We start from the raw sequence: 24252 nt of genomic DNA, 5'->3' as shown, positions 1-24252 counted from the left end.
CGGGGCCGACGCCGCCGGGCGGGTGGGGAAATGCGGGCCGGGCGGGAAGTTCGGGGCCGGGCGCGACAATCGGGGCCGGGGCACCCGCGGCGACCCCGGCATCGTCCCCGGTCAGGCCTCGTTGGGGTACACGAGGCCGATCTGCTCCCGCACCTGGTCCATCAGCTCGACCACCTCGATGGTCTGCTCGAGCGTGTGCAGCGGGGACTCGGTCTCGCCGGCGTGGATGCGTCGGGCCGCCTCGGCCGCCTCGAACTGGAAGCCGTTGTCGACGCGGCCGTCGAAGGTCCGCGTCTCGCCGTCGAGCCGGGTCACCGTCATCGTGGTGGGGTTGTAGAAGGTCCGGTCGACCACGACGAAGCCGTCCGTGCCGGCCACGTGCGCGATGTTGGGCGTGCGCGCCTCCATGGTGGTGGTGAGGCTCGCCTGCGCGGTCGGGTAGTCGAACACCATGGACACCTGGCCGTCGACGCCCGTGTCGCGCATGCGGCCGGAGGCGGTGATGCGCTCGGGGACGCCCAGCAGGTCGTGCGCGAAGGACACGGGGTACACGCCCAGGTCGAGCAGCGCGCCGCCCGCGAGGTCGGGCCGCCACATGCGGGGGACGTGGGTGAGGAGCTGGCCGTGGTCGGCCTGGATGGAGACGAGGTCCCCAATCTCCCCGGCCTCGATGAGGCTCCGGAGCTCGTACATGTGCGGCAGGTGACGCGCCCACATGGCCTCCATGAGGAACACGCCTGCCTCGCGCGCGGCGGCGACCACCTCGCGGGCCTGCGCCGCGTTCTGCGTGAGCGGCTTCTCGCACATCACGTGCTTGCCGGCGCGGATCGCGAGCAGCGCGTGCTCGTGGTGGTGGCTGTGCGGGGTCGCGACGTAGACGATGTCCACGTCCCGATCCGCCACCAGGTCCTCGTACGAGCCGTGGGCCTTGGGGATTCCCGCCTCCTCCGCGAAGGCGCGGGCCTTCCCGAGGTCGCGCGACCCGACGGCCACCACCTGGGAGGCGGTGAAGCGGGTCACCGCGTCGGCCAGCTTGCGGGCGATGCCCCCCGCGCCGAGGATTCCCCAGCGGACGGCGGGCGCGGACATGGGCTCCGGTGCGCTCATTCCGCCAGCATAGGGGCAGCCTGTGACAACGGACGATGCGCGGGTCGGGTGGGCGTCGGAACGCCCGGTCCGGGACCGGAAGCCGGGCCAGGGTCGCGGCGCGAGCCCCGCCCCCTCCTCGGGCCGCCCGGAGCGGGCCAGCAGCCAGGCGACGGCGTCGCCCTGGTGGTGCTCGAGCGCGACCGCGAGGGCGGTCAGCCCGTCGGCCGTCGCGGCCGCGAGGTCCGCGCCGGCCTCGGCGAGCAGTCCGAGCACGGGCACCGCGCCCACGGAGGCGGCGACGTGGACAGGGGCGTCGCCGGCGTCCCGGCGCGCGTCGACCTCCGCGCCGGCGGCGATGAGGAGCGCGGCGGCCACCGCATCGGCCCGCCCGGCGGCCACATGCAGCGCGGTCGCGCCGTCGACCGCGTGATCCGGATCCGCGCCCTCCGCGAGCGCCTCCTCGAGCGCGTCGTGGTCGCCGCGCACCACGGCGGCCCGCAGGTCGACGGCGGGGTCCTCCGCCGGGCCGCCCGAGCCGACGAGCGTCGCGCCCAGCCACACGCCGCCGAGGGCGACGAGCCCGACCCCGACCCCGGCGCGCATCACCGGATCCCGAACGCGTCGGGCTCCGGGGGCGGCGGCGCACCGACCACCCGCCGCAGCGCCGGCCGGTCCTCGGCGGGGCACGAGCGCAGCGCGGCGTCGAGGCGGTCCGGGGACACCGGCGGGCTGTGGACCGTGCGCGCGGCATTAACCAGCGTCACCGCGACCGGGTCGCACGTGCGCACGGCCACGACGAGCACCGGATCCCCCGAGGCGACCACGTGGTCGACGTCCGCGCCGGCCCGGATGAGCGCGCGGATCGCGCCGTGATCGCCCGCGTCGATGGCGTCCAGCAACCGGTGCTCGAGAGGCGCGGCGGCCGCCGCGCCGACCCGCGCATCGTCCCCTCCCCCGACCGCCAGCGCCCCGGCCGCCAGGCCCAGGGCGGCCGCGACGATCCCCGCGGTGGCGAGGTGGGAGCGTCGGCGCGCGAGCAGGGCCGCCTCCGGGTCGCCGCCGGCCTCCCCGTGGCGGGCCAGCAGGCGGGCGGTGGCGTGCGCGTCGAGCCGGTCGAGCACGTCCATGCTCTGCACCCCCTCCCAGTCTATGAACACTCAGCGGAGGGCGCCGGTTGGGGCGGTGGCGTCGCCGGCACCCGTCACCCCAGCGAGTCGAGGTAGGCGACGATGTCGTCGTACCCGTTCTCCTCGGCGTGGCCCCGAGGCGTGTGCCCCGCGCCGTCGCGGTCGGCGTTCACGTCCGCGCCGGCCTCGACCAGGGCGCGCACCGTCTCCGGCTGGCCGAAGAAGGCCGCGCTGACCAGCGCCGTCGCGGCGTAGATGTTCTCCGCCTCGAGCTCCGCGCCCGCCGCGACGAGCGCCTCGACGGCGGCGACCGACCCCGCCGACGCGGCCACCGCGAGCGGCGGCCCAGCGAAGAAGGAGTCGCCGGCCGCCTCGATGTCGGCCCCCGCCTCGAGGAGCACCTCGACCGTCTCAGCGCTGTCGCTCATCGCAGCCAGGTGCAGCGGCCGGTCGCCGCGCGAGCGCCAAGCGGTCGCCTCGACGTCCGCGCCCGCGTCGATCAGCTCCTGGGCGATCGCGGCGCGTCCCAGCCGGGCCGCCATGTGGAGGGGCGTCGCGCCTCGCACCTCCGCAGACACATCCGCGCCGTCGGCCAGCGCGGCGAGCGCGCCGTCGAGGTCGTCGCGCACGATCGCCGCGCGCAGCGCCTGGTCCGGGGTGAGGACCGGGGACGATGCGCCGGTCGCCGCCCCGGCCGCCTCGCCGGTGCCGGCGGCCGCCTCACCCGGCATGGCGGCCGCGGTGGGGGTGGGCTCGTCCGCGTCGCCCGTGCATCCGGCGAGCAGGGCGCATGCCCCCAGGATGATCGCCAGTTCGCGCCTCATGACCGCCCCTCCCTCGCCGCCTCGATGGCCGCGACATAGTCGTCGCCGGCGACGCGCGCCGTGTTGAGCAGGTCTCCCGTCTCCCCGCCTGCGGAGGGATCCGCCCCGAGCACCAGCAGCAGCTCGAAGGTGTCGAAGTCGCGCCGGGCCATCGCCTGGTAAAGGCTCGAGTACCCGCCCGGACCCTCGAGCTCGACGCCGAGCGTCGCGAGCCGCGTGATGACCTGAGGGTCGTCGCGCTCGATCGCCAGGTCCATGATCGCCTCGGACTCTCGGATGTGCCCGGTGGGCGCGTAGATGGACTCGATCGTGTCGGCGTCGCAGCGCCGCACGGCCGCGAGCATCGCGACGTCCTCCCATGGCGGGTCCGGGAACACCCGAGGCACGCCGTAGGACACCAGGAGGTCGAGCATCTCGACGTCGCACGCGAGCATGGCGGTCGCCGCGTACGGCAGCGACGGCCAGTCGACGAAGACCCCGATGTCGAGCAGCGCCGCGGCCCTCTCCCGGTCGCCCGCCTTGACCGCCTCCTGGAGCTGAAGCTCGAGCGGCTCGACCGACGGGGGCAGGGGCGGGGTCTCGGCCGGTTCCGCGGGAATGCCGAACGCGCCCACGGCCCACCAGCCGCCCAGCACGAGCAGCGGCATCGCGACGAGGACCGCGAGCAGCTCCCCCGCCGCGCGTCGGCGGCGTCCCCGCGCCGCGCCTGCGATCGCGTCGGCGGGTCCGCGCCGCGCCATCCGCTCCGCCATCCGGGTCGCGCTGTCGTCGACCTGGGTCATCGCCTCCCGGTTCATGACGTCCTCCCCTCGCGTCCCACGCCGCGGATGACGCGCGCGGGCATGCGCCGCGGTGTCCGCGCGGATTCCGGATCGTGCGCGGGCGCCCGTGCGGGCGCCGGCGTCGGCGGCGCGGGGTCCGCCGCGTCCGCGTCGGCCGCATGCTGCTCGGCCCACCACGGTCCCAGCAGCTCCCGCGCGGTGAACAGATACTTCTTGACCGCGCCCTCGGTGACGCCCATGTGCGCGGCCACGTCGGCCACGGTGAGGTCGTCCACGTAGCGCAGCGTCACCGCGACGCGCACCCGGGGCGGGAGGGCACGAAGGTGGGCGGCGATGCCGTCGGCGCCCACCACATCGTCCTCCAGCGATCGCTCGCCCCGCTCGACCTGCCCGGGCAGGGCGCGCCGCCAGCGCGCGGCCGAGCGGGCGCGATCGATGACAAGCGTCCGCATGGCCGCCCGCACGTACCCTTCCGCGTCGTGCGCGTCGCCGATGCGCCGTCGGCGCGAGAACGTCTTGACGATCGCGGCCTGCACGATCTCCTCGCCGTCCGCCTCCGAGCCGGTGAGGACGAACCCGTACGCGCACAGCCGTGGCAGCGCGCTGCGGTAGAGCTCTTCGATGATCCCGGTGTCCGTCATGATGCCCCCTCCCACCCCTACAACGGCCGCCGGCGGGGATCCGGTTGCGTCGGGAGTCGGCACGGGCGCCGCTGCCGGTTCACCGGGCGCCGCTGCCGGTTCACCGGGCGCCGCCGTGCGCGGCGAGGGTGAGCTCCACGGCGACCGCGACCTCCGCGGCGCCGCAGTGCTCGAAGGCGAGGTCGACCAGCGACGGCGGCGCGGCGACGGTCACGGGCGCGGCGCCGGTCGGCCCGGCGCCGCCCGCGCCCGCCGCGACATTCGCGCCGCGCACCGGCGCCTCCACGGGGGCTCCCGCGCGCGCGAGCACGATCGCCGTGCGCTCGTCGCACACGGTCATCGCGACCATCGGCGCCGTCAGCCCGGCCGACGTGTACGTCGCGTCCAGCGGCGCCCCCTCGCGCACCAGCGCCCGGACGAGGTCGAGGTTGCCCACGAGGATCGCGTGGTAGAGCCGGCGCTCCGGCGGCAGGTCCGCCCCCGGCCGGTCCCGCGCGGCGGAGGCTCCCGGGAGCGGTGCCGCGGCGACCGCGCCGGAGGCGCGGGGGGTGTCCTCGAGCACCCCGGGCGGGTCGGACGCGGGGCCGACCAGCGCATCGGCCACTCCGACCGCGACCACCGCGACCACCGCGGCGGCGAGCATGCCGAGCGCGCCGGTCGCGCGACGCGGCGCGGCCGCCGGCCCGGTTGGGGCAAAGGGGGACCGCGCGGCCGGACCGTGCCGGCCCCGAAACTCGACGCGGACGTGTCCCACCGTCACCACCCCCTACTGAGAACGCCTGAGGGCGCCGGGAGGTTGTGACGAAGTTGAGCGAGAGGCTAGCGGGGCGCCCCGAACCTGCCGACGAGCATGCCCGCGATGTACACGATCACGAGCGGCAGGGCGGGCGAGACCTCCTGCCCGAACGCCTCGATCGGGTCCATGCGGCCGGCCAGGAACACCAGCGTGACGCCCGTGACGATGCCCAGCAGCACGAGCGCGAGGCGCGCGACGCTCACGCGCGGCACGTCGGTGTCGCGGTCGCTCACGCCTTCTTCCTGGTGGTCTTGCCGGCGGGCTTGCGGGCCGCGGTCGAACGGCGCGCGGGCTTCTTCGCGGGACCCTTGGCGCGCTTGTCCGCGAGCAGCTCGTACGCGCGCTCCGGGGTCATGCCCTCGACCGAGTCGCCCTTGGGGATGGTGACGTTGGTGACGCCGTCGGTGATGTACTCGCCGAACCGGCCCGACTTGATGACCACGGGCTTCTCGCTCGCGGGATCCGTGCCCAGCTCCTTGAGCGGCGGCGCGGCCGTGCGGCCCCGGCCCCGCTTGGGCTGCGCGTAGATTGCGAGCGCCTCCTCGAGCGTGATCGTGAGCAGCTGGTCCTCGGACTCGATGGTGCGCGAGTCCGTGCCCTTCTTGAGGTACGGGCCGAACCGGCCGTTCTGGGCCGTGATCTTCTCGCCGTCCTCGGCCACGCCCACCTCGCGGGGCAGGCTCATCAGGGCCACCGCATCGTCCAGCGAGACCGTCTCGAGCTGCATCGACTTGAACAGGCTCGCCGTCTTGGGCTTGCCCTTCGCGTCCTCGGGGAGCACCTCCGTGACGTACGGGCCGAACCGGCCCGCCTTCGCGACGATGGTCCGGCCGGTCTCCGGGTGGGCGCCCAGCTCGCGCTCGTCGCCGCCCTGGTTGGCGAACAGCTCCTCGCAGCGCTCGACCGTGAGCTCGTCCGGCGCGACGTCGTCGGGGACCGAGGCGCGCTGCTGTTCGCCCTCGACGGTGCGCTCGATGTAGGGGCCGTAGCGGCCCACGCGCAGGGCGATGCCGTCGCCGATCTCGAACGTGTTGATGGCGCGGGCGTCGATGTCGCCCAGGTTGTCGACCAGGCCCTTGAGGCCCTGCTCGCGTCCCTGGGCCGAGTCGCCGGCGCCGAAGTAGAAGTTGCTCAGCCAGTCGACGCGCGACACCTCGCCGGCGGCGATGCGGTCGAGGTCGCCCTCCATGTCCGCCGTGAAGTCGTAGTCGATGAGCCACGCGAAGTGCTCCTCGAGCAGGCGGATGATCGCGAACGCGATCCACACCGGCACGAGCGCCTGCTTCTGCACGGTGACGTAGCCGCGGTCGATCAGCAGGTCCACCGTCGAGGCGTACGTGGAGGGGCGGCCGAACTTGCGGTCCTCGAGCTCCTTGATCATGGAGCCCTGCGTGAAGCGCGGCGGCGGGTTGGTCGCGTGGGTGAGCGGCTCGATGTCCGACGCGTCCACGCCCTGGCCGGCCTCCACGACGGGCAGGCGGGAGCCGCCCTCGCGCTCGACCTTGGTCTCGTCGTCCTCGTAGCGCGCCTTCTCGCGGGACTCCTCGTACAGCGCCATGAAGCCGGGGCTCGTGAGGATGGTGCCGGACGCGGCGAACTCGACCGCGTGGTGCGCCGCCGTGGTCGCGCCGATGCGCACCGTCGAGGTGGTGCCCACCGCATCGTTCATCTGGGAGGCGAGAGTGCGCTTCCAGATCATCTCGTACATGCGGAACTCGAGGTCGCGCAGCTCGCCGCGCAGCGACTGCGGGGTGCGGAAGCGGTCGCCGGAGGGGCGGATCGCCTCGTGCGCCTCCTGCGCGTTCGAGTCCTGGGTCGCGTAGACGCGGCGCTGGGCCGGGACGGCGTCCGAGCCGAACATGTCGATCGCCTGGCGTCGCGCGGCGTTGGTCGCCTCGTTCGACAGCCCCGGCGAGTCGGTGCGCATGTAGGTGATGTAGCCCTTCTCGTACAGGCTCTGGGCCACGCGCATCGCCTCGCGGGCTCCCAGCCGGAGCTTCGAGGAGGCCTCGCGGATGAGCGTCGAGGTGATGAAGGGCGCGGAGGGGCGCTTGCGGTAGGGCTTGGAGTCGACGCCGGCGACCGTGAAGTCCGCGTCGGCGAGGCCCGCGGCCAGCGCGCCGGCCAGCCCTGCGTGGACGTGGATGGCCTTGGGGTTCTTCAGCGCGCCGGTGTCGTCGAAGTCCTTGCCCGACGCCACCCGCTTGCCGTCCACCTGGGTGAGGCGGGCGGTGAAGGAGCGTCCCGCATCGGCCCCCTCCCTGGCGGTGAAGGTGGCGGTGAGGTCCCAGTACTCGGCGGACGTGAACGCCATGCGTTCGCGCTCCCGGTCCACGATGAGCCGCAGCGCGACCGACTGGACGCGGCCCGCGGACAGCCCCTGCTGGATCTTGCGCCACAGCACGGGCGAGACCTCGTAGCCGTACAGGCGGTCCAGGACGCGGCGCGCCTCCTGCGCCTCGACGACCTCGAGGTCCACCTCGCGCGGCGTCTCGAGGGCGCGCTGGATGCCCTCCTTGGTGATCTCGTGGAACGCGAGGCGCTTCACGGGGACCTTGGGCTTGAGCACCTCGAGCAGGTGCCACGCGATGGCCTCGCCCTCGCGGTCCTCATCAGTGGCGAGGTAGAGCTCGTCGGCGTCCTTGAGGCGGCGCTTGATGTCCGCGACGACCTTCTTCTTGTCCGCGTTGACCACGTAGTACGGCTGGAAGCCGTTGTCGATGTCGATCGCGAAGCGGCCGATGTCCGTCTTCTTCACCTCGGCCGGGAGCTCCGAGCGCTCCGCGAGGTCCCGGATGTGGCCCACGGAGGAGACCACGTCGTACTCGTCGCCCAGATAGCCGCCGATGGTGCGCGACTTGGTGGGCGACTCGACGATCACGAGCTTGCGGGGCATGGGACCTACTTTCCGGCTGAGTGCGTCTCCACGGCTGCCGCGGCGGAGACGCCATCAATATACATACGGTGTGCGACGCCGGTTCCGGCCTGTGGAGCCGTCCCCTAGGGGACGATGCGCGTCCGAGGTCCCTGTCCCGGCGCACCGCCGGATGACACGATGGCGCCATGGAGCCCCTGCTGAGCCCGACCGCCCGTGCCGCCGTGGGGGACGCGATGCGCCGCGTCGCCGATGCGGAGATCCGCCCCCGCTTCCGGGCGCTGTCCTCCGGTCAGATCCACCTCAAGGGGCCCGGCGACTACGTGACCGAGGCCGATCTCGAGGCCGAGAAGGCCCTCACCCCGCTCCTGCGCGAGATCCTCGACGTGACGGTGGTGGGCGAGGAGGCCGCCGAGCACTCCCCCGAGCTCATCGACGTGCTCGCCACCGGCGAGACCGCGTGGACCGTGGACCCCGTCGACGGCACCGCGAACTTCGTGGCCGGCTCCGAGTCCTACGCCGTGATGGTGGGTCTCGTGGCCGCCGGCGAACCCGTGGGCGGCTGGATCCTGCAGCCCGAGGCCGGCCTTCTCTATGAGGGCCTGCGCGGCGCGGGAGCGTTCGTCAACGGCGAGCCGCTGGTCGTGGGGGGTGCGGGCTCATCGACCACCACCGCGGCCCAGGGCGCCGCCTCGCTCAAGTACGCGAGCGACGACATCCGCGAGGCGCTCGCGGACGCGGCGCAGGAGCTGGGTGGCTTCCAGGATCTGCGCATGTGCGCCGGCTGGGACTACACGAGCCTGCTGAACGAGGAGTTCGGCTTCGTCCTCTACACCCGCGCCAAGCCGTGGGACCACGTGCCGGGCGCGGCCATCACCGCCGAGGCGGGCTTCCGCACCGGACGCATCGACGGCTCGGGCTACGAGACCGCCGTGGTGCGCGGCGCGCCGCTGCTGTGCGCGCCGGCGGACCGCTGGGACTCGGTGAGCGCGGTGCTCGCCCGTCACCTGGGGCTGTAGAGCGCGGGCGGATGGGGCCCGCCCTCCGCCCCCCGCCCTCCGCCCCCCGCGCCCCCGCGGACCGGGACAGTATGGACCGCAATCTCCGCCCTTGTGCTTGCTGCGGGACAACCCGGACCGCAGCGCCGGGCGGACATCGGTCCTGAGCGTCCCGCAGGAGGCAATGGGCCGCGAAATGCGGTCCTGATTGTCCCGGACCGGGGTGGGGGCGTCCCGGACCGCCAGCGTGTCCCGGACCGCGAGGCGCACCCGAGGCACACCCGGGGCGACCGCGGGGGCGACCGTCGCATCGTCCCCGGAGACGCGAAACGGGAGGGCCCCCGAAGGAGCCCTCCCGTCCCAGGAGGAGTGTTGTACCTGCTTACGCGGCGGCGGTCGCCTTGACCTCCGTGTTGGCCGCGGCCGGGGCCACGTCACGGGCGATCCAGAAGCAGGCGCCACCGATGACCAGGAACAGGCCGCCGAGGCCGCCGATGAGGCCGACGATGCCGAGGCCCAGCTTCAGGGTCGACGCGGTGACCGAGCCGACGCCCAGCTCGCCCATGAGGGCGTGAGCGGTCGCGGTCCACGCCTGCGCGCGGGCCGGGCCCTCGAGCGGGTGCATGCGGTCGAAGTCGGCCCAGTACTTGCCGTCGGTGGCGACCTCGTAGGTGCCCGCCTCGAAGGTCTCACCGTTGTACTCGACGTCCTCGTCGAGGGTCACGGTGGTGGTGCCGGTGAGGGTGTGGTGGGCGACGAGCGCCATCTGGTACATGTACTCGGTGCCGGTGTTGACCAGCGGGTCGTTGGCGTCGAGCTCCGACTCGACGACCTTGTAGCCCCAGTCGTCCTTGAGGAGCGACAGGATCGCCTCGGCACCCTCGACGGTGCCGCGGTCGACCAGCTGGCCGTCCTCGTTGTAGGAGAGCTCGACGTTCTGGGCCTCGGAGAACTTCTGGAGCGAGTTCTGGCCCGCCTGGACCTCGGTGAACGCGAAGATCGCGGCGCCGAAGAAGCCGAGACCGGCGAGTGCGAGGACCGCACCCACGATGCGCAGCTTGTTAGCCATGGTGATTCCTTTCGATGCGACAGCGGTGTCGTTGTCGGTGACCATGCTCAGCCGCGGAACGCCGTTTCACCCCGGGACCAAGTGCCCGAAAGTGCTGGTTCATGGCGCGATGAGGTGTGACAAAAGCCGCACTCGGCGCAGGCTCTCGTTATGGCTCAGAATGCCTTAATCCGGGCGCGCGGGGTGCGACGGGGAAATGGCATTTCATCGCGAAACCAGGGGCTCGCCCGTGGCACCTGGCCCGGGAGCGGCGCTGCGCGGGAGAGGTACGGACGAGGGTTCGGGACGCTCCGCGAATTCATGCACGATGCACGGCCGCGGCCACGCGCGGACACGCAGAAGCGCCCGACCCTCCGCACAAGCGGCGGGCCGGGCGCGGTCAGCGGTCCTGAGTGTCCCGCACGAAGCAATCGCCCGCGATCAGCGGTCCTGAGTGTCCCGAACCGGGGTGGGGGCGGACCGGGGCGGGAGTGAGGGCGGGGTGGGAGTGAGGGCGGGGCGGGTCAGCGGCGCTCGAGGTCCGGGAGGTCGTCGATGGCGATAACGTCGTAGATGCCGCGGCCGCGCAGCGCGGAGCGAAACTCCTGCGAGGTGCCGCGCGTGCGCGCCTGCACCAGGACGGGGGCGCTGGCGCCGCGACGGATGACCTCGCGGGCCACCTCGTGGACGTCCTCGCGCGAGTGGACGGTCGGGTCGACGGTGAAGCGGACCTCGTGGGGGACGCCCGCGTCGAGGATGAGCTCGAGCGACAGCCACGCCTTGGCGCCGCCGTCGATGCCACGGCTGACGGAGCGGTGACGCTCGGGCATGCCCTTGATCTCGAGGGCGACCCAGTCGACGTCCGGCAGCACCGCGGCGAGGCGGCTCGGGTACGCGCCGCAGGTGAGCAGGCCCACCTCGAGGCCGCGCGCCTTGAGGTCGGCGATGGCCGCGGGCAGCGCCGGCTGACGGGTGGGCTCGCCGCCGGAGAGGACCACGGCGTCGACCATGCCGCGGCGCTCGTCGAGCGCGTCGAGGACGTCGTCCCAGGACAGAGCGCCGGGCACGGAGGGGTCGCGCAGCTCCGGCGTCTGGCAGTGGGTGCACTTCCAGGCGCAGCCCTGGAAGTCGATGGTCGCGGTGAGGCGGCCGGGCCAGTCGGCGTCGGTGAGCGGGGTCAGGCGCGCGATGGCGAGGGACGCGGTGGGGCTGACCTCGGCGTCGGTGACGAGGGCCTCGGGGGCGTCAAGCTGAACAATGGACATGCGGGGAGCCTCCTGGTTGACGGGGCACCCGCGGGATCACCGCGGGCCCCCGAATTCGGCGACGGTCGCACCTGCGGCCGCCGCCCCGGTGTGCGCGCGGACGTGGGGTGTCGCCGCATGCACCACGGATGTATGGGTGAACAGGCGCCCGTGCGGGAGACGCGCTTGCGAGTCCCGGGCGGACGACGAACGTGCGCCATCGCGGCCCCCGACGTCCGGCGCGGCGCAGACCGCTGCGAACCGGGCGTCGTCGTGACCTGGCGATGGCACACCACTACGTTATTGCGCCCGGCGGCCGCAATCGTCGGACCTAGGTCTTGAGTCCGGTCAGGACGGGGTCAGGAATGCGATAGGGAACGGTAAAGGAACCCGTCCTCGACCAGCTCGCGGATCGCGGGCACGAGCCCGCCCAGCATGGTGGCCGGCGGCACGTCGAGCAGCGCCGCGAGCGCGTGCGCGATCTGCCCCGCGGTGAGCTCGCCGTCGCACGCCCCAGCGAAGCCCGCGAGCGCGGTGTCCATCGACACCGCGCGGCCCAGCCCCGCGCCCTGGCGCAGCATCAGGTACGCGGGCTCGTGCTGGAGGCCCGGGCCGTACGACTCCTTGGTCACGTCGTCGGCGAGGACCCAGCGGGTGTCGAGCAGCGCATCGTCCGTCAGCGATGCCACCAGGTCGTGGGCGGCGAGAGCGTCGACCAGGTAGCCGCCGAACGGCTCCTGCAGCGCGCCCTCGTGCTGCTCGAGGCGCCGGAGCGTGGGCGGCCCGGACAGCGGCCGCCGCAGCAGCACCATCCCGAAGCCCACCGCGCGCACGCCCCGCGCGTCGAAGTCGCGCAGGTAGGCCTCGTAGGCACCCTCGAAGGCGGCGCGGCCGCGCTCGGGGATCACGCCGGCGTCGCGCAGCCACGTCTCGGCGTACTCGGCGGCGTCCAGCTCATCGCGCTCGATCACCCACGCGTCGAGCGGGTGGCCGGCCGCGGCGGACCGCTCGAGCCAGGCCTCAAGTCCGGCGCTCCAGGACTCGCCGTGGATCTCCCAGTTGCCCAGCATCTGCGCGACGCCGCCGGGCGCGAGTACCGAGCCCACCGAGGCGACGAGCCCCGCCACGATGCCGTCGCCGGGCACGCCGCCCGCCCGGTACTCGAAGGTGGGCGTCCCCTCCGGCGTGATGACGAACGGCGGGTTCGACACGACCAGGTCGAACCGCTCCCCCGCGACCGGCTCGAGCATCGAGCCCTCGCGCAGGTCCCAGTCGCCGGCCGCGTTGAGGGCGCGGTTGAACTCGGCGAAGGCGAGCGCGCGCCGGGACACGTCGGTCGCGACGATCTCCCGCGCGTGCGTCGAGGCGTGCAGCGCCTGGATCCCGCACCCCGTGCCCAGGTCGAGCGCCCGACCCACCGGCGTGCGCATCGTCATCCCGGCCAGCGTCAGCGACGCGCCGCCGACCCCCAGCACGTGGTCCTCGTGCAGCCGCGCGCCGGTGACGGCCTCGCCCAGGTCCGAGGCCATCCAGAAGCGCGCCTCGCCCTCGGAACCCACCGCGGCGTAGGGCCGCAGGTCCACCCGGGCCCGCGCATCGTCCCCCGAGACCTCCACCAGGCCCATCCGGGAGGCGCCGTCCGCGCCCACGCCGGGCAGCGCATCGTCCAGGGACCTCACCGGCACGGTGTCGCCCAGGAGGAACAGGCGCGTGAGGGTCGCCGTCGCGGTGGACGATGCACGGGCGGCCAGGCGGGCCGGCAGCACCTGCTCGCGGGACAGGGCGCGCATGGCGCGCTCGCCCAGGAGGTCGTCGACGGCGTCGACGGTCCAGGGCTCGAGCGCCGCGCGCAGGGCGGCGACGGTCGACGGGTCGAGGGCGGGTACGTCGAGGCTCACGCAATCGAGGCTACTGTGGGCCCGCCGCCGTGCCTCCGGGGAAAGGACCAACGTTTTCGCGTTGGCGTGCGTCGGTACTGCAGGAAGGAACACGACGGGGTGGGTGACCGATGAGCGAGTGGCGCGACATGATGGCGCAGCTGGTGCGCGACCGCGAGCGCGCGCTGCTGGGCTACGCGTACCTGGTGTGCGGCGACTCGACGCAGGCGCAGGACCTGGTCCAGGACGCGCTCGTGAAGACGTTCTCCCGCCCCCGTCCGAACCTGACGACCCTGCAGGCCGAGGCGTACGTGCGCCGCGCGATCACCACGGTCTACATCGACGGCTACCGCCGCTCCCAGCGGTGGAAGCGCGTCCAGCACCTGTTCCAGCCCGACGAGGCGGCGCCCGACCGCTTCGGCGCGGTGGAGGCGGGCTCCGACGTGGCCGAGGCGCTGTCCTCGCTGCCCCCGCGGATGCGCGCGTGCGTGGTGCTGAGGTACTTCGACGACCTCACCGTCCCCGAGATCGCCCGCCACCTCTCGCTCGCACCGGGTTCGGTGAAGCGGTATCTCCACGACGGCCTGCAGCGGCTCGAGCTGCTGCTGGCCGTCGTGGAGGAGTTGAGCGGCGATGACACGACCGCCGGCGTTCCCCAGCGCCGGCAGAAGGGAGGCCAGCCATGAACCTCTCCGATGCCCTCCGAGGCGCCGCCGAGCGCGCGCCCCTCGACGACACCCACGTGGACCTGCGCCGGGTGAACCGGCGGGTCGCCGGCCAGCGCGGCGTGCGCGCCGGCGCCGGGTCGGTGCTGGGCGCGGGCGCCGCGGCGCTCGTGGCCGTCGCGATCGTGGGCCCCGGGGTCACCCCCGGGAACGATGCGGCGACCACCTTCGCCGGCGAGGCCGCCGAGGAGTCGGGCGTCTCGAGCGACGCCGCCGGCGGCGGCGCGGCGGGCGACGGCACCGATGGCGCGGTCTCCGGCGCGGCCCTGCCCGAGGGCGTGGCCCTGGACGATGCGCTGGCCGGCACCGGATTGGCCTGGGGCCTGTGCGGCACCGAGCTGGCGCGCGACGGTTTCGCGGGCGGCGACGCGCCGGCGGCGCTGTCGGTCGTCGTCGGTGGTGCGGGTGCGGGTGCGGTCTCGGGCGCGGTCTCTGGTGACGGGGCGGGCGCCGCCGTGGGCGGCGCCGATCTGCCGGTCGAGGTCACCACCACCGGACTCGCCGATGCCACCTTCGACACGTTCGGGCTGGACGGCGTGGTGCTGTGGGACGGCATCGTGGTGGGCGTGCTGGGCGGTGGGGGTGCGGGTGCTGGCGACCTGGGTGCCGGCGACCGTGACGCGGCCGCCGACGCCTCGGCCGTCACCTTCGCCGCGGACCAGACGACGACCCAGACGGTCGCGTTCCCCCTGGTCAACTGCTGGGACGGCGCGGCCCTGCCCGCGAGCGACTACGAGCTCGTGGTGTCGCAGGAGCTGTGGGAGACGGGCGGCGCGATCGCCTCCGGCGCCGCCGCGCACCGGCTCGTGGCGTCCACCGCGTTCGCGGTCGAGGGCGACGCGGTCGAGGACCCGTTCGCCTCCTACCTGGGCGCGGCGGAACCTGCCGAGCCCGGGGACCCGGCGTCGCCCGCGGACCCGGCGTCCCCCGCCGAGCCCGCGCCGTCGACGCCCGGGTCCACCGGCGCCCTCGACGCCGGCATCGCGAACGAGTTGTACGCGGCCGGGCTCGCCGGCGCGTGGGACATGGCGCCCGGGACGCAGCGCTGGCTGAGGACCTCGGACGGACCGTGGTTCGGCTGCGCGTGGGACGACGCGGACGGCAGCTTCCCCGCCGCCTCGAGCCGCATGGACGTGCTGGATGTCGCCGTCGACGCACCCGACCGGATCTCCGTCAGCTACGGCTGGGTGGTCGACGACAATCCCGAGGTGAGCGTGCGGCTCACGAACACCTCCGCGTGGGACCTCTCCGGCTTCTGGGGGCGCGACAGCCTCCAGCTCGCGCTCGTGCGGGACGGCGCGGTGGTCGCCGAGGCGAACCCCGTCGCCCTCGACCGCGGCGCCGTCGACATCGCGTACGCCGAGGGCACCGCGGGCGCCGAGGCGGAGGCGCGCGCCCTCGAGGGCACCTTCCCGTCCGGCGCGTCGATCGAGGGCACCTTCCTCTGGCGCGACGTCACCGGCTGCTGGACCAGCGCGGGCCAGTCCGCGGTCGAGCCGGGCACCTACACCCTGCTGGCCGTGCACCACCTCGACGTGTGGGGCGCCGCCGGCCTCGATTCGGCCGCCGGAACCGCCACGGACGACGTGACCGACGACGAGTGGATCCTCGAGCACGGCGCCGCCCAGACGCCCGCCCTCGACGGCGCCTCGTCGAGCGACGGCGCAATCGGCAGCGACGGCATTCTCGACGGCGACACCGCTGAGGACGCGCTCATGCCCGCGCCCGACGGCTCGGAGTGGGCATCGTTCCAGGTATGGACGTCGCTGGGCGAGGTCAGCGTCTCCTAGGCGACGGCCTCTGATCCGCGCCGTCCGATCCGGGGCGCGCGTGCGCCCCACCCGAATCCGCCTGCGGGTGTGATGTTCGTCACGTTGGGCGCCGCGTGTCGCGACTCGCGCGTTGGCAATGAAGGCGCTCGCCAGGGAAGGCGACTTGACTTGGGCTCGCGCCCAAGTGCGCTCAGGCCTCCCGAGGCGGCGAACCCTCAGCCGTCTGCCTCGGGAGGGACCGGTCGGCGGCGACCCGGCAATCCCCCCCTCAGCCCGGGTCGCCGCCGATCCACCTGATCCGGCATCAGGGCGCCGCCCCGGCCGACCGCATGCCCGCGACCGCGGTCGCCGAGGCCGGCCCGTGACGGACGCGCACCTCGACCCGCACCCGGCCCGAGACCGTGCAGGACTCGACCGTCGCATCCGCCGCGGCCGCGGCGCCGCCGGCGGTCGCGCACGGCGTGGCCCCGCCCGCCTCGATCAGGACGAGTCCCGCGCGCGCCGCCCATGCCCCGGCGAGGGCGGCCGCATCCGCCGCCTGCTGCGCCCGAGCGCGCTGACTCGCCTCGCCGATCGCGCCCGCGAGCAAGGCGAGGGCGAGCCCGAACGCCGCCACGATCCCCGCCACGACCACGGAACCGGCGCCCGCGTCGGAGCGCCATCGGGCACACGCTGACGGGTGGACGCGGCGCGTACGCCGGGCGCGGCGGGTGCGACACCGAGCCGCCCCCGCCGGAACGTCGAGCGAGCCGCTCACGGCTCGACGGGCCGGGCGATGGTCGCGACCCGCTCGCCCCACGGCCAGCCCGCATCTCGGCGCACCGTCACCTCGACCCACCCGCCCGACCGTGCCACCGACACCCGCACCGAGGCCCCGGCGACCCTGCGTGCGGCCGCAGCCCCCGCATCGTCCCCCGAGACCGCCGCCGCACGCGCGCCCGCGAGCGCGGCCGCCCCCACGGCGCCGTCGACGCCGACCGCGAGGACCGCGCCGAGGCCGAGGCCGAGCACGGCGACCGCGGCCGGCAGCGCGAGCGCGAACTCGACCGCCGCCGAGCCGCGGTCCCCGCACCTCATGGCGCGACGACCGCATCGGCGACGGTGACGGTGACGAGCGCGTCCGCGACGGTCTTCACCCGCCGTGTCCCCACTCATGAGCCCTCCCTGCTCCCTGAGACTCCAGCGTGGGGTGCGCGCGGTCGCCTCGCATCGCCGCACCCGCGGATCCGGGGATACCTCCCGTCCGCGCGGGGTTGGGGACATCGCGGGCGCGGCCGGGCACGGCGACGGCGCGACGCCCCCACCGGGACGCCGCGCCGTCGTGCCCTGCAGCCCTACGCGGTGCCGCGCCCCCCGCCGCTGGGCTTGCACGCGAAGCTCGAGGCGTCCTCGGGATCGCCGGAGACGTACCGCGCGACCAGCGGGTACGGGCACAGCGGGCGGCTGCGGTCAACCGACCACTCGGCCGGCACCTCGGCGTTCGCGCCGCCGGGGTTCCCCTCGCCGCGGGCCGTCGCGACGATCCGGTCGGGCGCGTCGCCCTGCTCCACCCAGGCGACGAGCGCGCCGAGTCCGTCGAACTGGTCCGTCGCCGGGCCGCCGCGCACGTGACCCATCGCCGGCACCTCGAAGTACCTGACGAACTGGTCGGCCTTCTGCCGGTACTCGGCGTCGAGCTCCTCGTACCACGCCGCGGTGTCGTCGGACGAGAACACGCCGTCGGCGGTGCCGTGGACCACGATCATCTTCGCGCCGCGGTCGCGCAGCGTGTCGAGGTTCGTGGGGTCGGGCGGTGTCGCGAACTCCATGCCGCTCTCGGTGTAGACCTCCGTGGTCGCGTAGATCGCGGCCGCCGCCTGGTCGATGTCGAGCGCGAGCGGGGCGGCGATGTGCGCGGGAGGCGTGCCGAACACGGTGCCGACCGCGAGCGGGTCGAGGTCGACGGACGCGATGAACTTCCAGAATCCCCAGCTGCCCTGGGTGATGCCGGGATCGAGCGGGAAGGAGCTGTAGATCTCCTCGCCGTCACTGGTGGTGGCGCCGGCGAACACCGTGCGGATGACCGCCTTCTGGTCCTCCGTGAGGCACGTGCCGTCGCGGTCCCCGTCGCACGTGGGCACGTCGGCGTCGAGCGAGAAGAGGTGCTGGCACCGCACGGTGTCCAGCACCTGTCCGTCACGCAGGCGGTCCAGCCCGTCACAGCGGTCGATGATCGCCTGCGCGACCAGCTCCCGCTCGTCCTGCGTGAGGGCGGTGCTGAGGTCCGCCGTGTCGGTGGCGACCGTGGCCCACTGCTGCGCGCCCCAGATCTGGGCGACCGCGGCCTGCGGGAGGTTGAAGCCCGGCGCGATCGCGAGGAAGCCGTCGTACTGGTCGGCGTACCGCGCGGAGGCCACCATGGTGTGCCGGCCGCCGTTGGACCCTCCCGCGATGTAGGAGCGGTCGGGCCCGCGCCCGTAGGCCTCGGTGATCAGCGCCTTCGCCATCGGGGTGAGGGTGCCCACGGCCTGGTATCCGTAGTCGAGCCGCGCCTGCGGCTCGAAGCCGAAGACGGGGATCTGGGAGCCGGTGTGACCGGCGTCGGAGCTCAGCACCGCGAAGCCCATCTGGAGCCCGTTCTCGAGCTGCCCCCCGGTGAAGGTGCCCGTCGCGGTCGCGACGTTGCCGTCGAGCCCGCCGTTGGCCTGGTAGAGGTAGCGGCCGCTCCAGTCGACCGGCAGCCGCATCTCGAAGCCGATGGCGTAGGTGCGGCCGTCGAACTCGCTCACGCGCTCGTTCATGTGCCCCTGCACCAGGCAGTGCTCGCCGACGTCCTCGCCCGCGTTCGTGAGGGCGCCCGCAGGCACGTGCTCCGCCACCGTGATCACGGTCGCGTCGTACGCGAACCCTACGAGGTCCTCACACGCCTCGAGGCTCCCCGGCATCGCCGCGGTCAGCTGCGGGATGCCCTTGCCGCTGCCGCTGCCGGGCTGGACCGCCTGCGCGGCGGTGCCCATGCTCGCCATCGCGAGCAGCGCCGTCGCGGACGCCGCGAGGGCCGCCGCTGCGGCCGGCCTGCGCCGTGTTCTCCCGCGGGGCTGCTCCGCCCCCGCCATGCCGGACTTCGTTGTCACGTTCATCGCACTCCCCCTTGTAGGTGAGTGGCACCGGCACTCCGTCGTGCCGCGCCACGCCACCTGAGTATCAAGGAAGTTGATACTCAGTCAAGAGCCGCCCGAATCCTTCCGCTCGGCCGCGTCACCTGGACCTTCGCTCCCTGGCGACGATGCGAGGCCTCCCCGAGCGTGGACGAGCCACTGTGCGAGCGCGGCGCGCTCGGACGGGTCCAGCGCGCCGAAGGCCGCCTGCTCGAGCCGGTCCACGTCGACCGCGCACGCGGCGAGCAGCCGGGACGCCGCCGGCGTGAGCGAGAGGACCAGGCGCCGCGCATGGCCCGGATCGGGACGACGGTCGACCAGCCCGGCCTCCAGCAGCGCACGCACCACCCCCTCCATCGCCTGCGCCGAGACGAATGAGTGGCGGGCGAGCTCGGCCGAGGTCATGGACGGATGCTGCTCGAGCACCGTCAGCGCGGTGTACTGCGTGACCGTGATCCGGTGCTCGCGCAGCGCCGCGTCGAGTCGCGCGCGGATCGCGAGCTCGAGCTGCTTAACCAGGTACAGCAGCCGCGGCCCCCCAGCATGCGCGCTCATCGACGTCCCTTCGCCTCCTTGCCAGCCTAGACGAGCACGGCGACCGCGGTCGGCGGCGCGAGCGCGAGCTCGACCGCCGAGCCGCGGTCCCCGTGCCTCATCAGGCGCCGAGCGCGCCGGTGACCACGCTCAGGAGCAGCTCCTTGACCGTGTTCGAGCGCAGGACCGCGAGCAGCAGCCCCGCGAGGCCCGCAGCGGCGACCGTGACGAGGGCGTACTCGACGCTCGCCATTCCCTCGTCGCCGTGGCTTCCTCCGGGGTCCGGTCCGTGCGCGGTGGTCGGGTCGTGCTGGGTGGGCATCCCTGTCTCCTCTCGTCGGGGAGCTTCAGGCTCGCGCGGCGGTGGCGCCCGTCGCCGATCGCGGGCCGCGGTCTGGGGACCGGCGGCGGGGCGCGCGGACGGTGGACATCGGCCGGGTCCCTGCGGGGCCCGCGCGACGCGCGCGTGCCCCGTGGGAACCCGGCGGTGCCTGCGGGACCTGCGCGGCGGGGCCCGCGCCGCCGGACCTGCGCCGTCGCCGAACATGAAAGACACCGGGGTATCGGCTCACTAGGGTGACGGTCAGGGGGTGGAAATGACGCCTGAGGGACCCGGCCCGGCGGCCCTGGCGCGCGCGGCGGTTCCGGCCGCGATCGTCGGACTCGCAAGCGCGGCCCTGCTGCGCGCGATCGACGAGGTGGCCCACGCGCTCGACCACGCGTGGTGGCATGCACTCCCGGAGGCGCTCGGCCTCGATCCGGAGGCCCGCTGGTGGGCGGTCCTGATCCTCACGCTCACCGGCGCGCTGGTCGGCCTGGTGCTGTGGAAGGCGCCCGGCCACGGCGGGCACGACACCGCGACCGTGGAGCTCATCGCACCGCCGCTGCCGCTGCGCGCGCTGCCCGGCGTGGCCGCTGCGCTCATCCTGGGCCTCGCGGGAGGCGTGAGCCTGGGCCCCGAGGGTCCGGTCATCATGATCGCGGCCACGTTCACCGTGCTCGCGTATCGACGCTGGCTCCCCGCGGTCCCCACGATGGCGGCGCTGACGATCTCGGCCGCGGGGATGCTGGGCGCGATGCTCGGCACGCCCGTCGCCGCCGCGCTCGCCCTCACAGGAGCCCTGGGCGGCGACCGCGAGGGCCACCTGTGGGACCGACTGTTCGCCCCGCTTGTCGCGGCGAGCACGGGCGCGATCGGGTTCCACCTGCTCGGCGGCGGCACCTGGACCGGCGACCTTCCCGCCTACGAACCGGCATGGATCGACCTGCTCACGGCCTCGCTCGTCGCGGTCGTGGGCGCCGCCGCGGGCGTCGCGGCCGCCGCCGCGTTCACCCCCGCGCACCGGCTGTTCCGCCGCCTGCGCCACCCGCTCGCCTACGTCACGCTCGGCGGCCTTCTCCTGGGCCTGCTCGGCGCGCTCGGCGGCCCCATCACCATGTTCAAGGGCGCGGCGGAGACCATCGCGCTGCTGGACGGCCGCGACTCCTACACCGTGGCGGCCCTGGTCGGGATCGTCGCGATCAAGCTCATCGCGATCGTCATCGCGGGAGCGTCGGGCTTCCGCGGCGGGCGCATCTTCCCGGCGCTCTTCACCGGCGTGGCCGTCGGGCTGCTGGGTCACGCGCTCATCCCAGGAATGTCCGTCACGCTCGCGGTGGGCGTGGGCGTGATGGGCGTGGTGCTGGCGGTGAGCCGGGACGGGTGGTTCGCCATCTTCGGCGGCATGCTCATCGCCGGAGAGATCGCGATCCTGCCGATCGTCTGCGTCGCGGTGCTGCCCGCCTGGCTCGTGGTGACCCGCGCGCCGCACATGCTGGTGCGCGGCCCCGCCACCGTCCAGACGGAACCCTGAGCCCGGGCGCCCCTCACCACAGCGCCAGGCTCCCCACGGTCGCGACGAGCAACGGCACGATCCCGACCAGCACGAACGCGGGCAGCTGGCACAGCGCGAGCGGGAGAGCCGCCTTCACCCCGATCTCGCCCGCGGCCACCGCCGCGTCCGTGCGGGCCCGCCGGGCAAGCCCCCGCGCGGCGGCCTCGAGGGCCGGCCCGGGCGCCGCGCCCGCCGCCCAGGCCGCGCCGAGCGCGCGGGTGACGGGCTCCCATCCCGGTCCGAGCGAGTCGACTGCCTCGCTTCCGGTTCGCAGCGCCGCCGCCGCCTCGCGCAGGGGCGGGGCACGCATCGCCTCCCCGACACGGTCCAGTGCCCCGGGTACGTCGGCCCCGGAAGCGAGCACGGCCCGCAGCAGCGCGGCGCCCACGATCGGCTCGGCGTGGTCTGACGGGAGGGACGCCGAGGCGACCAAGCGCGAGGTCCACCGCCGCGCGGCCAGCGCGAGCACCCCGGCCACCCCGAGCAGGCCCCAGCCGACCGGCGTCGCGAACACCCCGAGCGCGCGCGGCTCGACCAGCGCGGCGAGCCCGATCCCGAGCAGCGGCAGCCACTGCAACAGCCGGGCCGACAGGCGCGGCCCGGCGAGCGCGGCCTCGCGCACCGCGGCCGCCTCCCGAGCGTCGGCCGCGGCCGCCGCCACGGCCGCAAGCATGGCCCCCAGCGGCGCGCCGGTGGTCGCGGAGAGCCGACCGCAGGCGGCGACCGCCGCGCCCACGGGATCCCGTGCATCGTCCCCGGGAACGGCCACGCCCGCGCGGCGCCAGGCCTCCTCGGGCGTGAGCCCGGCGCGCAGCAGGCCCTCGACGCGCGGCAGCACGACGTCCCAGCCCTCATCCGGCGGGCGGGTCGGGCCATGGCGCGCACTCCGGGACCCCGGCCACCGGCCCGGTCGCCACGACGCCCGCGCCCTCACGCCGCCTCCCGCGCGAACCCTGCGAGCTCGACGAGCCCCCGCCACGCCGGGCCGTATGCGCACCCGCCGGACGCGTCGGCCTCGAGCGCGACCCGCACCACGAGCCGCGCCCCCTGCGCCTCGAGCCGGCCCACCTGGGCGATGCGCCGGCGCTCGTCGCGCACCAGGTGGAGGACCACCTGGAAGGCGTGGACCACGTCCTCGGCGAGGCGGCGCGGCGGGATCCCGGCCATCGCGCCGAGCGCTCCCAGCCGCGCGGGCACGGCGGTCGCCGCGTCCGCGTGCAGGGTGGACATCCCGCCCCGATGGCCCGTGTTCGCGGCGGCCAGCACCTCGCGCAGCTCGACGCCGCGGCACTCCCCCAGCACCACGCGGTCCGGCCGCATCCGCAGCGCCTCGCGTACCAGCCGGGCGAGGCCCACGCCGCCCGCGCCCTCGACGTTGGGTCGGCGCTCGATCAGGCGGACCACGTGCGGATGGTCCGGGACGAGCTCGCCCGCCTCCTCAATGAGGACGATGCGTTCGGCCGGGTCCACGAGCCCCAGCAGGCTGCTCACCAGGGTGGTCTTGCCCACGCCGGTGGCCCCGGTGGCCAGCAGGGGGACCCGGGCGGTGACGAGGCCGCGGAGGACGTCGGCGAGCTCGGCGGGCACGGTGCCGGCGGCCACCAGGGTGGCCAGGTCGGGCGCGCGCGGCGGTGGACGGCGCAGCGACACCAGCGCGCAGCCGTCGGCCACCGGCGGCAGCACGGCGTGCAGCCGGGTCCCGTCGGGCAGCCGGGCGTCCGCGACCGGCTCGGCGTCGTCGAGGCGACGTCCACCGCGGGCGGCGAGCGCCACCGCGAGCGCCCTCACCCGCGCCGCGTCCCCGAGGTCGAGGGCCACGGGCTCGAGCCCCTGCCCCCGGTCCATCCACACCTCCCCTGGCCCGTTGATCAGCACATCCGTCACCCCCGGCAGCGCGAGCACGGCGTCGAGCGCCGCGAGGTCGTTCATGCCGCCCAGGGTGGGGCCGCCGGCGGAGGAGGCGGGCGCGGCGACCGCCCGCCTGGGGAGAATCCGCGGCCAAGGGGACTGTGCGCATCGGCCGGGGTGGAGACGCACGAACCCGCGCCCTCGACCGGTGCCCCCGGTGTCGGTGGCGGCGACTAACCTGGCGGCATGACCAGCGTCCGCCGGCGCCGCGCCGCAGCTTTCTTCGACCTCGACAAGACGATCATCGCGACGTCGTCGTCGATGGCCTTCTCGCGCTCGTTCTACGAGGGCGGACTCGTCACGCGCTCCAAGGCGCTGCGCACGCTGTACGCCCAGTTCCTGTTCGAGGTGGGCGGCGCGGACGCGCGCCAGACCGCGCGCCTGCGCGACGCCCTGAGCGAGCTGGTGACCGGCTGGGACGTCGCGCACGTCCAGGACATCGTGGCGCAGACCCTGCACGAGCACATCGACCCGATCGTGTACCAGGAGGCGCTCGACCTGATCCGCCGCCACCAGGCGCACGGCCGCGACGTGGTGATCGTCAGCGCCTCCGCGATGGAGGTGGTCGAGCCCATCGCCATGCTCCTGGGCGCCGATGCGGTGATCGCCTCCCGGCTCGAGGTCGAGGACGGGCGCTTCACCGGCGAGATCTCCTTCTACGCGTACGGCCCCGCCAAGGCCGAGGCGCTCACCGCGCTCGCGAACGAGCGCGGCTACGACCTCGAGTCCTCCTACGCGTACTCCGACTCGATCACGGACACGCCCATGCTCAACGCCGTGGGCCACGGGTTCGTGGTCAACCCCGACCGCACGCTCAAGCGCTCGGCGCACCGCCACGGCTGGGGCGTCCTGCGGTTCAAGCAGCCCGTGGGCCTGCGCGAGACCGACGCGGCGCGCCCCATGCTCGTCACGGTCGCCGCGGTCGCCGCGGTCGCCGCCGTCTGGGTGATCGCCGCCACCGCGATCCACCGCCGCGAGGAGTAGTCCGGGCGGGCGTGGCC

At 74.6% G+C, this 24252-nt stretch carries 23 protein-coding genes; 5 read left to right on the top strand and 18 right to left on the bottom strand.

All coding sequences use genetic code 11. The annotated features are described in order from the left end of the window. Positions 1 to 111: 111 nt before the first annotated feature. The 8 genes from AOM03_RS12915 to topA form a co-directional block, all read right to left on the bottom strand. Positions 112 to 1692, bottom strand: coding sequence for a Gfo/Idh/MocA family protein (locus AOM03_RS12915; RefSeq protein ID WP_156157655.1), 1581 nt, complete (start codon positions 1690 to 1692; stop codon positions 112 to 114). Beyond that, positions 1692 to 2225: a hypothetical protein gene (locus AOM03_RS06215; RefSeq protein ID WP_062379440.1), complete on the bottom strand. Its 534-nt coding sequence runs from the start codon at positions 2223 to 2225 to the stop codon at positions 1692 to 1694. Before AOM03_RS06215 ends, AOM03_RS12915 begins: the two co-directional genes overlap by 1 nt. Before the next feature lie 65 nt (positions 2226 to 2290). Continuing rightward, positions 2291 to 3040 carry an ankyrin repeat domain-containing protein gene (locus AOM03_RS12690; RefSeq protein WP_062379438.1) on the bottom strand — a complete coding sequence of 250 codons (750 nt, stop codon included), beginning with the start codon at positions 3038 to 3040 and terminating at the stop codon, positions 2291 to 2293. Then, positions 3037 to 3837, bottom strand: a complete 801-nt coding sequence (locus tag AOM03_RS12795) for an ankyrin repeat domain-containing protein (protein WP_062379436.1) — start codon at positions 3835 to 3837, stop codon at positions 3037 to 3039. Before AOM03_RS12795 ends, AOM03_RS12690 begins: the two co-directional genes overlap by 4 nt. Continuing rightward, entirely contained in the window at positions 3834 to 4463 is a 630-nt protein-coding gene (locus tag AOM03_RS06200) for an RNA polymerase sigma factor (protein WP_062379434.1), read from the bottom strand. The genes AOM03_RS12795 and AOM03_RS06200 overlap by 4 nt, the downstream gene beginning before the upstream one ends. A gap of 100 nt (positions 4464 to 4563) precedes the next feature. Then, positions 4564 to 5106 carry an ankyrin repeat domain-containing protein gene (locus AOM03_RS06195; protein ID WP_062379432.1) on the bottom strand — a complete coding sequence of 181 codons (543 nt, stop codon included), beginning with the start codon at positions 5104 to 5106 and terminating at the stop codon, positions 4564 to 4566. A 176-nt stretch (positions 5107 to 5282) separates the two neighbouring features. Beyond that, positions 5283 to 5492, bottom strand: coding sequence for a hypothetical protein (locus AOM03_RS06190; protein ID WP_062379430.1), 210 nt, complete (start codon positions 5490 to 5492; stop codon positions 5283 to 5285). Next, positions 5489 to 8155 (bottom strand): type I DNA topoisomerase, encoded by a 2667-nt coding sequence (gene topA / locus AOM03_RS06185; protein WP_062379428.1) that lies wholly within the window; start codon positions 8153 to 8155, stop codon positions 5489 to 5491. The genes AOM03_RS06190 and topA overlap by 4 nt, the downstream gene beginning before the upstream one ends. Before the next feature lie 167 nt (positions 8156 to 8322). Between topA and AOM03_RS06180 the strand changes: the two genes are divergently transcribed. Next, positions 8323 to 9153 (top strand): inositol monophosphatase family protein, encoded by an 831-nt coding sequence (locus AOM03_RS06180; RefSeq protein ID WP_062379426.1) that lies wholly within the window; start codon positions 8323 to 8325, stop codon positions 9151 to 9153. 361 nt (positions 9154 to 9514) lie between these two features. Here the strand turns inward: AOM03_RS06180 and AOM03_RS06175 are convergent, their stop codons facing one another. From AOM03_RS06175 to AOM03_RS06165, 3 genes are all read right to left on the bottom strand, one after another. Further along, the gene (locus tag AOM03_RS06175) at positions 9515 to 10201 is read right to left on the bottom strand and encodes a hypothetical protein (RefSeq protein WP_062379421.1); all 687 of its coding nucleotides are present in this window, start codon (positions 10199 to 10201) and stop codon (positions 9515 to 9517) included. A gap of 503 nt (positions 10202 to 10704) precedes the next feature. Then, positions 10705 to 11445: an anaerobic ribonucleoside-triphosphate reductase activating protein gene (locus AOM03_RS06170; protein ID WP_062379420.1), complete on the bottom strand. Its 741-nt coding sequence runs from the start codon at positions 11443 to 11445 to the stop codon at positions 10705 to 10707. Positions 11446 to 11783: 338 nt separating this feature from the next. Continuing rightward, positions 11784 to 13322, bottom strand: a complete 1539-nt coding sequence (locus tag AOM03_RS06165; RefSeq protein WP_062379419.1) for a DUF7059 domain-containing protein — start codon at positions 13320 to 13322, stop codon at positions 11784 to 11786. A 110-nt stretch (positions 13323 to 13432) separates the two neighbouring features. Between AOM03_RS06165 and AOM03_RS06160 the strand changes: the two genes are divergently transcribed. Together AOM03_RS06160 and AOM03_RS06155 are read left to right on the top strand one after the other, a co-directional pair. Further along, a complete protein-coding gene (locus AOM03_RS06160; RefSeq protein WP_082092196.1) occupies positions 13433 to 13987 on the top strand; it encodes a sigma-70 family RNA polymerase sigma factor in 555 nt (184 codons plus the stop codon). Continuing rightward, on the top strand, positions 13984 to 15816 hold the full coding sequence (locus AOM03_RS06155) for a trehalase domain-containing protein (RefSeq protein ID WP_062379418.1): 1833 nt from the start codon (positions 13984 to 13986) through the stop codon (positions 15814 to 15816). The genes AOM03_RS06160 and AOM03_RS06155 overlap by 4 nt, the downstream gene beginning before the upstream one ends. Before the next feature lie 286 nt (positions 15817 to 16102). Here the strand turns inward: AOM03_RS06155 and AOM03_RS06150 are convergent, their stop codons facing one another. The 5 genes from AOM03_RS06150 to AOM03_RS06130 all read right to left on the bottom strand — a co-directional run bounded on the left by AOM03_RS06150 (position 16103) and on the right by AOM03_RS06130 (position 19791). Further along, positions 16103 to 16426, bottom strand: coding sequence for a TadE-like protein (locus AOM03_RS06150; RefSeq protein ID WP_156157653.1), 324 nt, complete (start codon positions 16424 to 16426; stop codon positions 16103 to 16105). A 125-nt stretch (positions 16427 to 16551) separates the two neighbouring features. Further along, positions 16552 to 16875 (bottom strand): TadE family type IV pilus minor pilin, encoded by a 324-nt coding sequence (locus AOM03_RS06145; protein WP_062379413.1) that lies wholly within the window; start codon positions 16873 to 16875, stop codon positions 16552 to 16554. A 257-nt stretch (positions 16876 to 17132) separates the two neighbouring features. Then, a complete protein-coding gene (locus AOM03_RS06140; protein WP_227589911.1) occupies positions 17133 to 18917 on the bottom strand; it encodes a tannase/feruloyl esterase family alpha/beta hydrolase in 1785 nt (594 codons plus the stop codon). An 84-nt stretch (positions 18918 to 19001) separates the two neighbouring features. Further along, the gene (locus AOM03_RS06135; protein ID WP_082092195.1) at positions 19002 to 19490 is read right to left on the bottom strand and encodes a MarR family winged helix-turn-helix transcriptional regulator; all 489 of its coding nucleotides are present in this window, start codon (positions 19488 to 19490) and stop codon (positions 19002 to 19004) included. A gap of 100 nt (positions 19491 to 19590) precedes the next feature. Next, positions 19591 to 19791 carry a DUF4244 domain-containing protein gene (locus tag AOM03_RS06130; protein WP_062379409.1) on the bottom strand — a complete coding sequence of 67 codons (201 nt, stop codon included), beginning with the start codon at positions 19789 to 19791 and terminating at the stop codon, positions 19591 to 19593. A 274-nt stretch (positions 19792 to 20065) separates the two neighbouring features. Here AOM03_RS06130 and AOM03_RS06125 point away from each other — a divergent pair, with 274 nt between their 5' ends. After that, positions 20066 to 21322: an ion channel protein gene (locus AOM03_RS06125; protein ID WP_062379407.1), complete on the top strand. Its 1257-nt coding sequence runs from the start codon at positions 20066 to 20068 to the stop codon at positions 21320 to 21322. A 13-nt stretch (positions 21323 to 21335) separates the two neighbouring features. Here the strand turns inward: AOM03_RS06125 and AOM03_RS06120 are convergent, their stop codons facing one another. Beyond that, positions 21336 to 22181, bottom strand: coding sequence for a type II secretion system F family protein (locus AOM03_RS06120; protein ID WP_062379403.1), 846 nt, complete (start codon positions 22179 to 22181; stop codon positions 21336 to 21338). A 92-nt stretch (positions 22182 to 22273) separates the two neighbouring features. Next, positions 22274 to 23272, bottom strand: a complete 999-nt coding sequence (locus AOM03_RS06115) for a TadA family conjugal transfer-associated ATPase (RefSeq protein WP_062379401.1) — start codon at positions 23270 to 23272, stop codon at positions 22274 to 22276. Between the two features lie 165 nt (positions 23273 to 23437). On the opposite strand from AOM03_RS06115, the gene AOM03_RS06110 reads away from it, so the two are divergent. Further along, positions 23438 to 24235 carry an HAD family hydrolase gene (locus AOM03_RS06110; RefSeq protein ID WP_062379399.1) on the top strand — a complete coding sequence of 266 codons (798 nt, stop codon included), beginning with the start codon at positions 23438 to 23440 and terminating at the stop codon, positions 24233 to 24235. The last annotated feature ends 17 nt before the right edge of the window (positions 24236 to 24252 follow it).

Origin of the sequence: Demequina pelophila (genome assembly GCF_000971175.1) — a bacterium.
GTDB lineage: Bacteria > Actinomycetota > Actinomycetes > Actinomycetales > Demequinaceae > Demequina > Demequina pelophila.
Note: the sequence above shows the minus strand (reverse complement) of the source record. Positions and strands in the feature narration are given on the sequence as shown.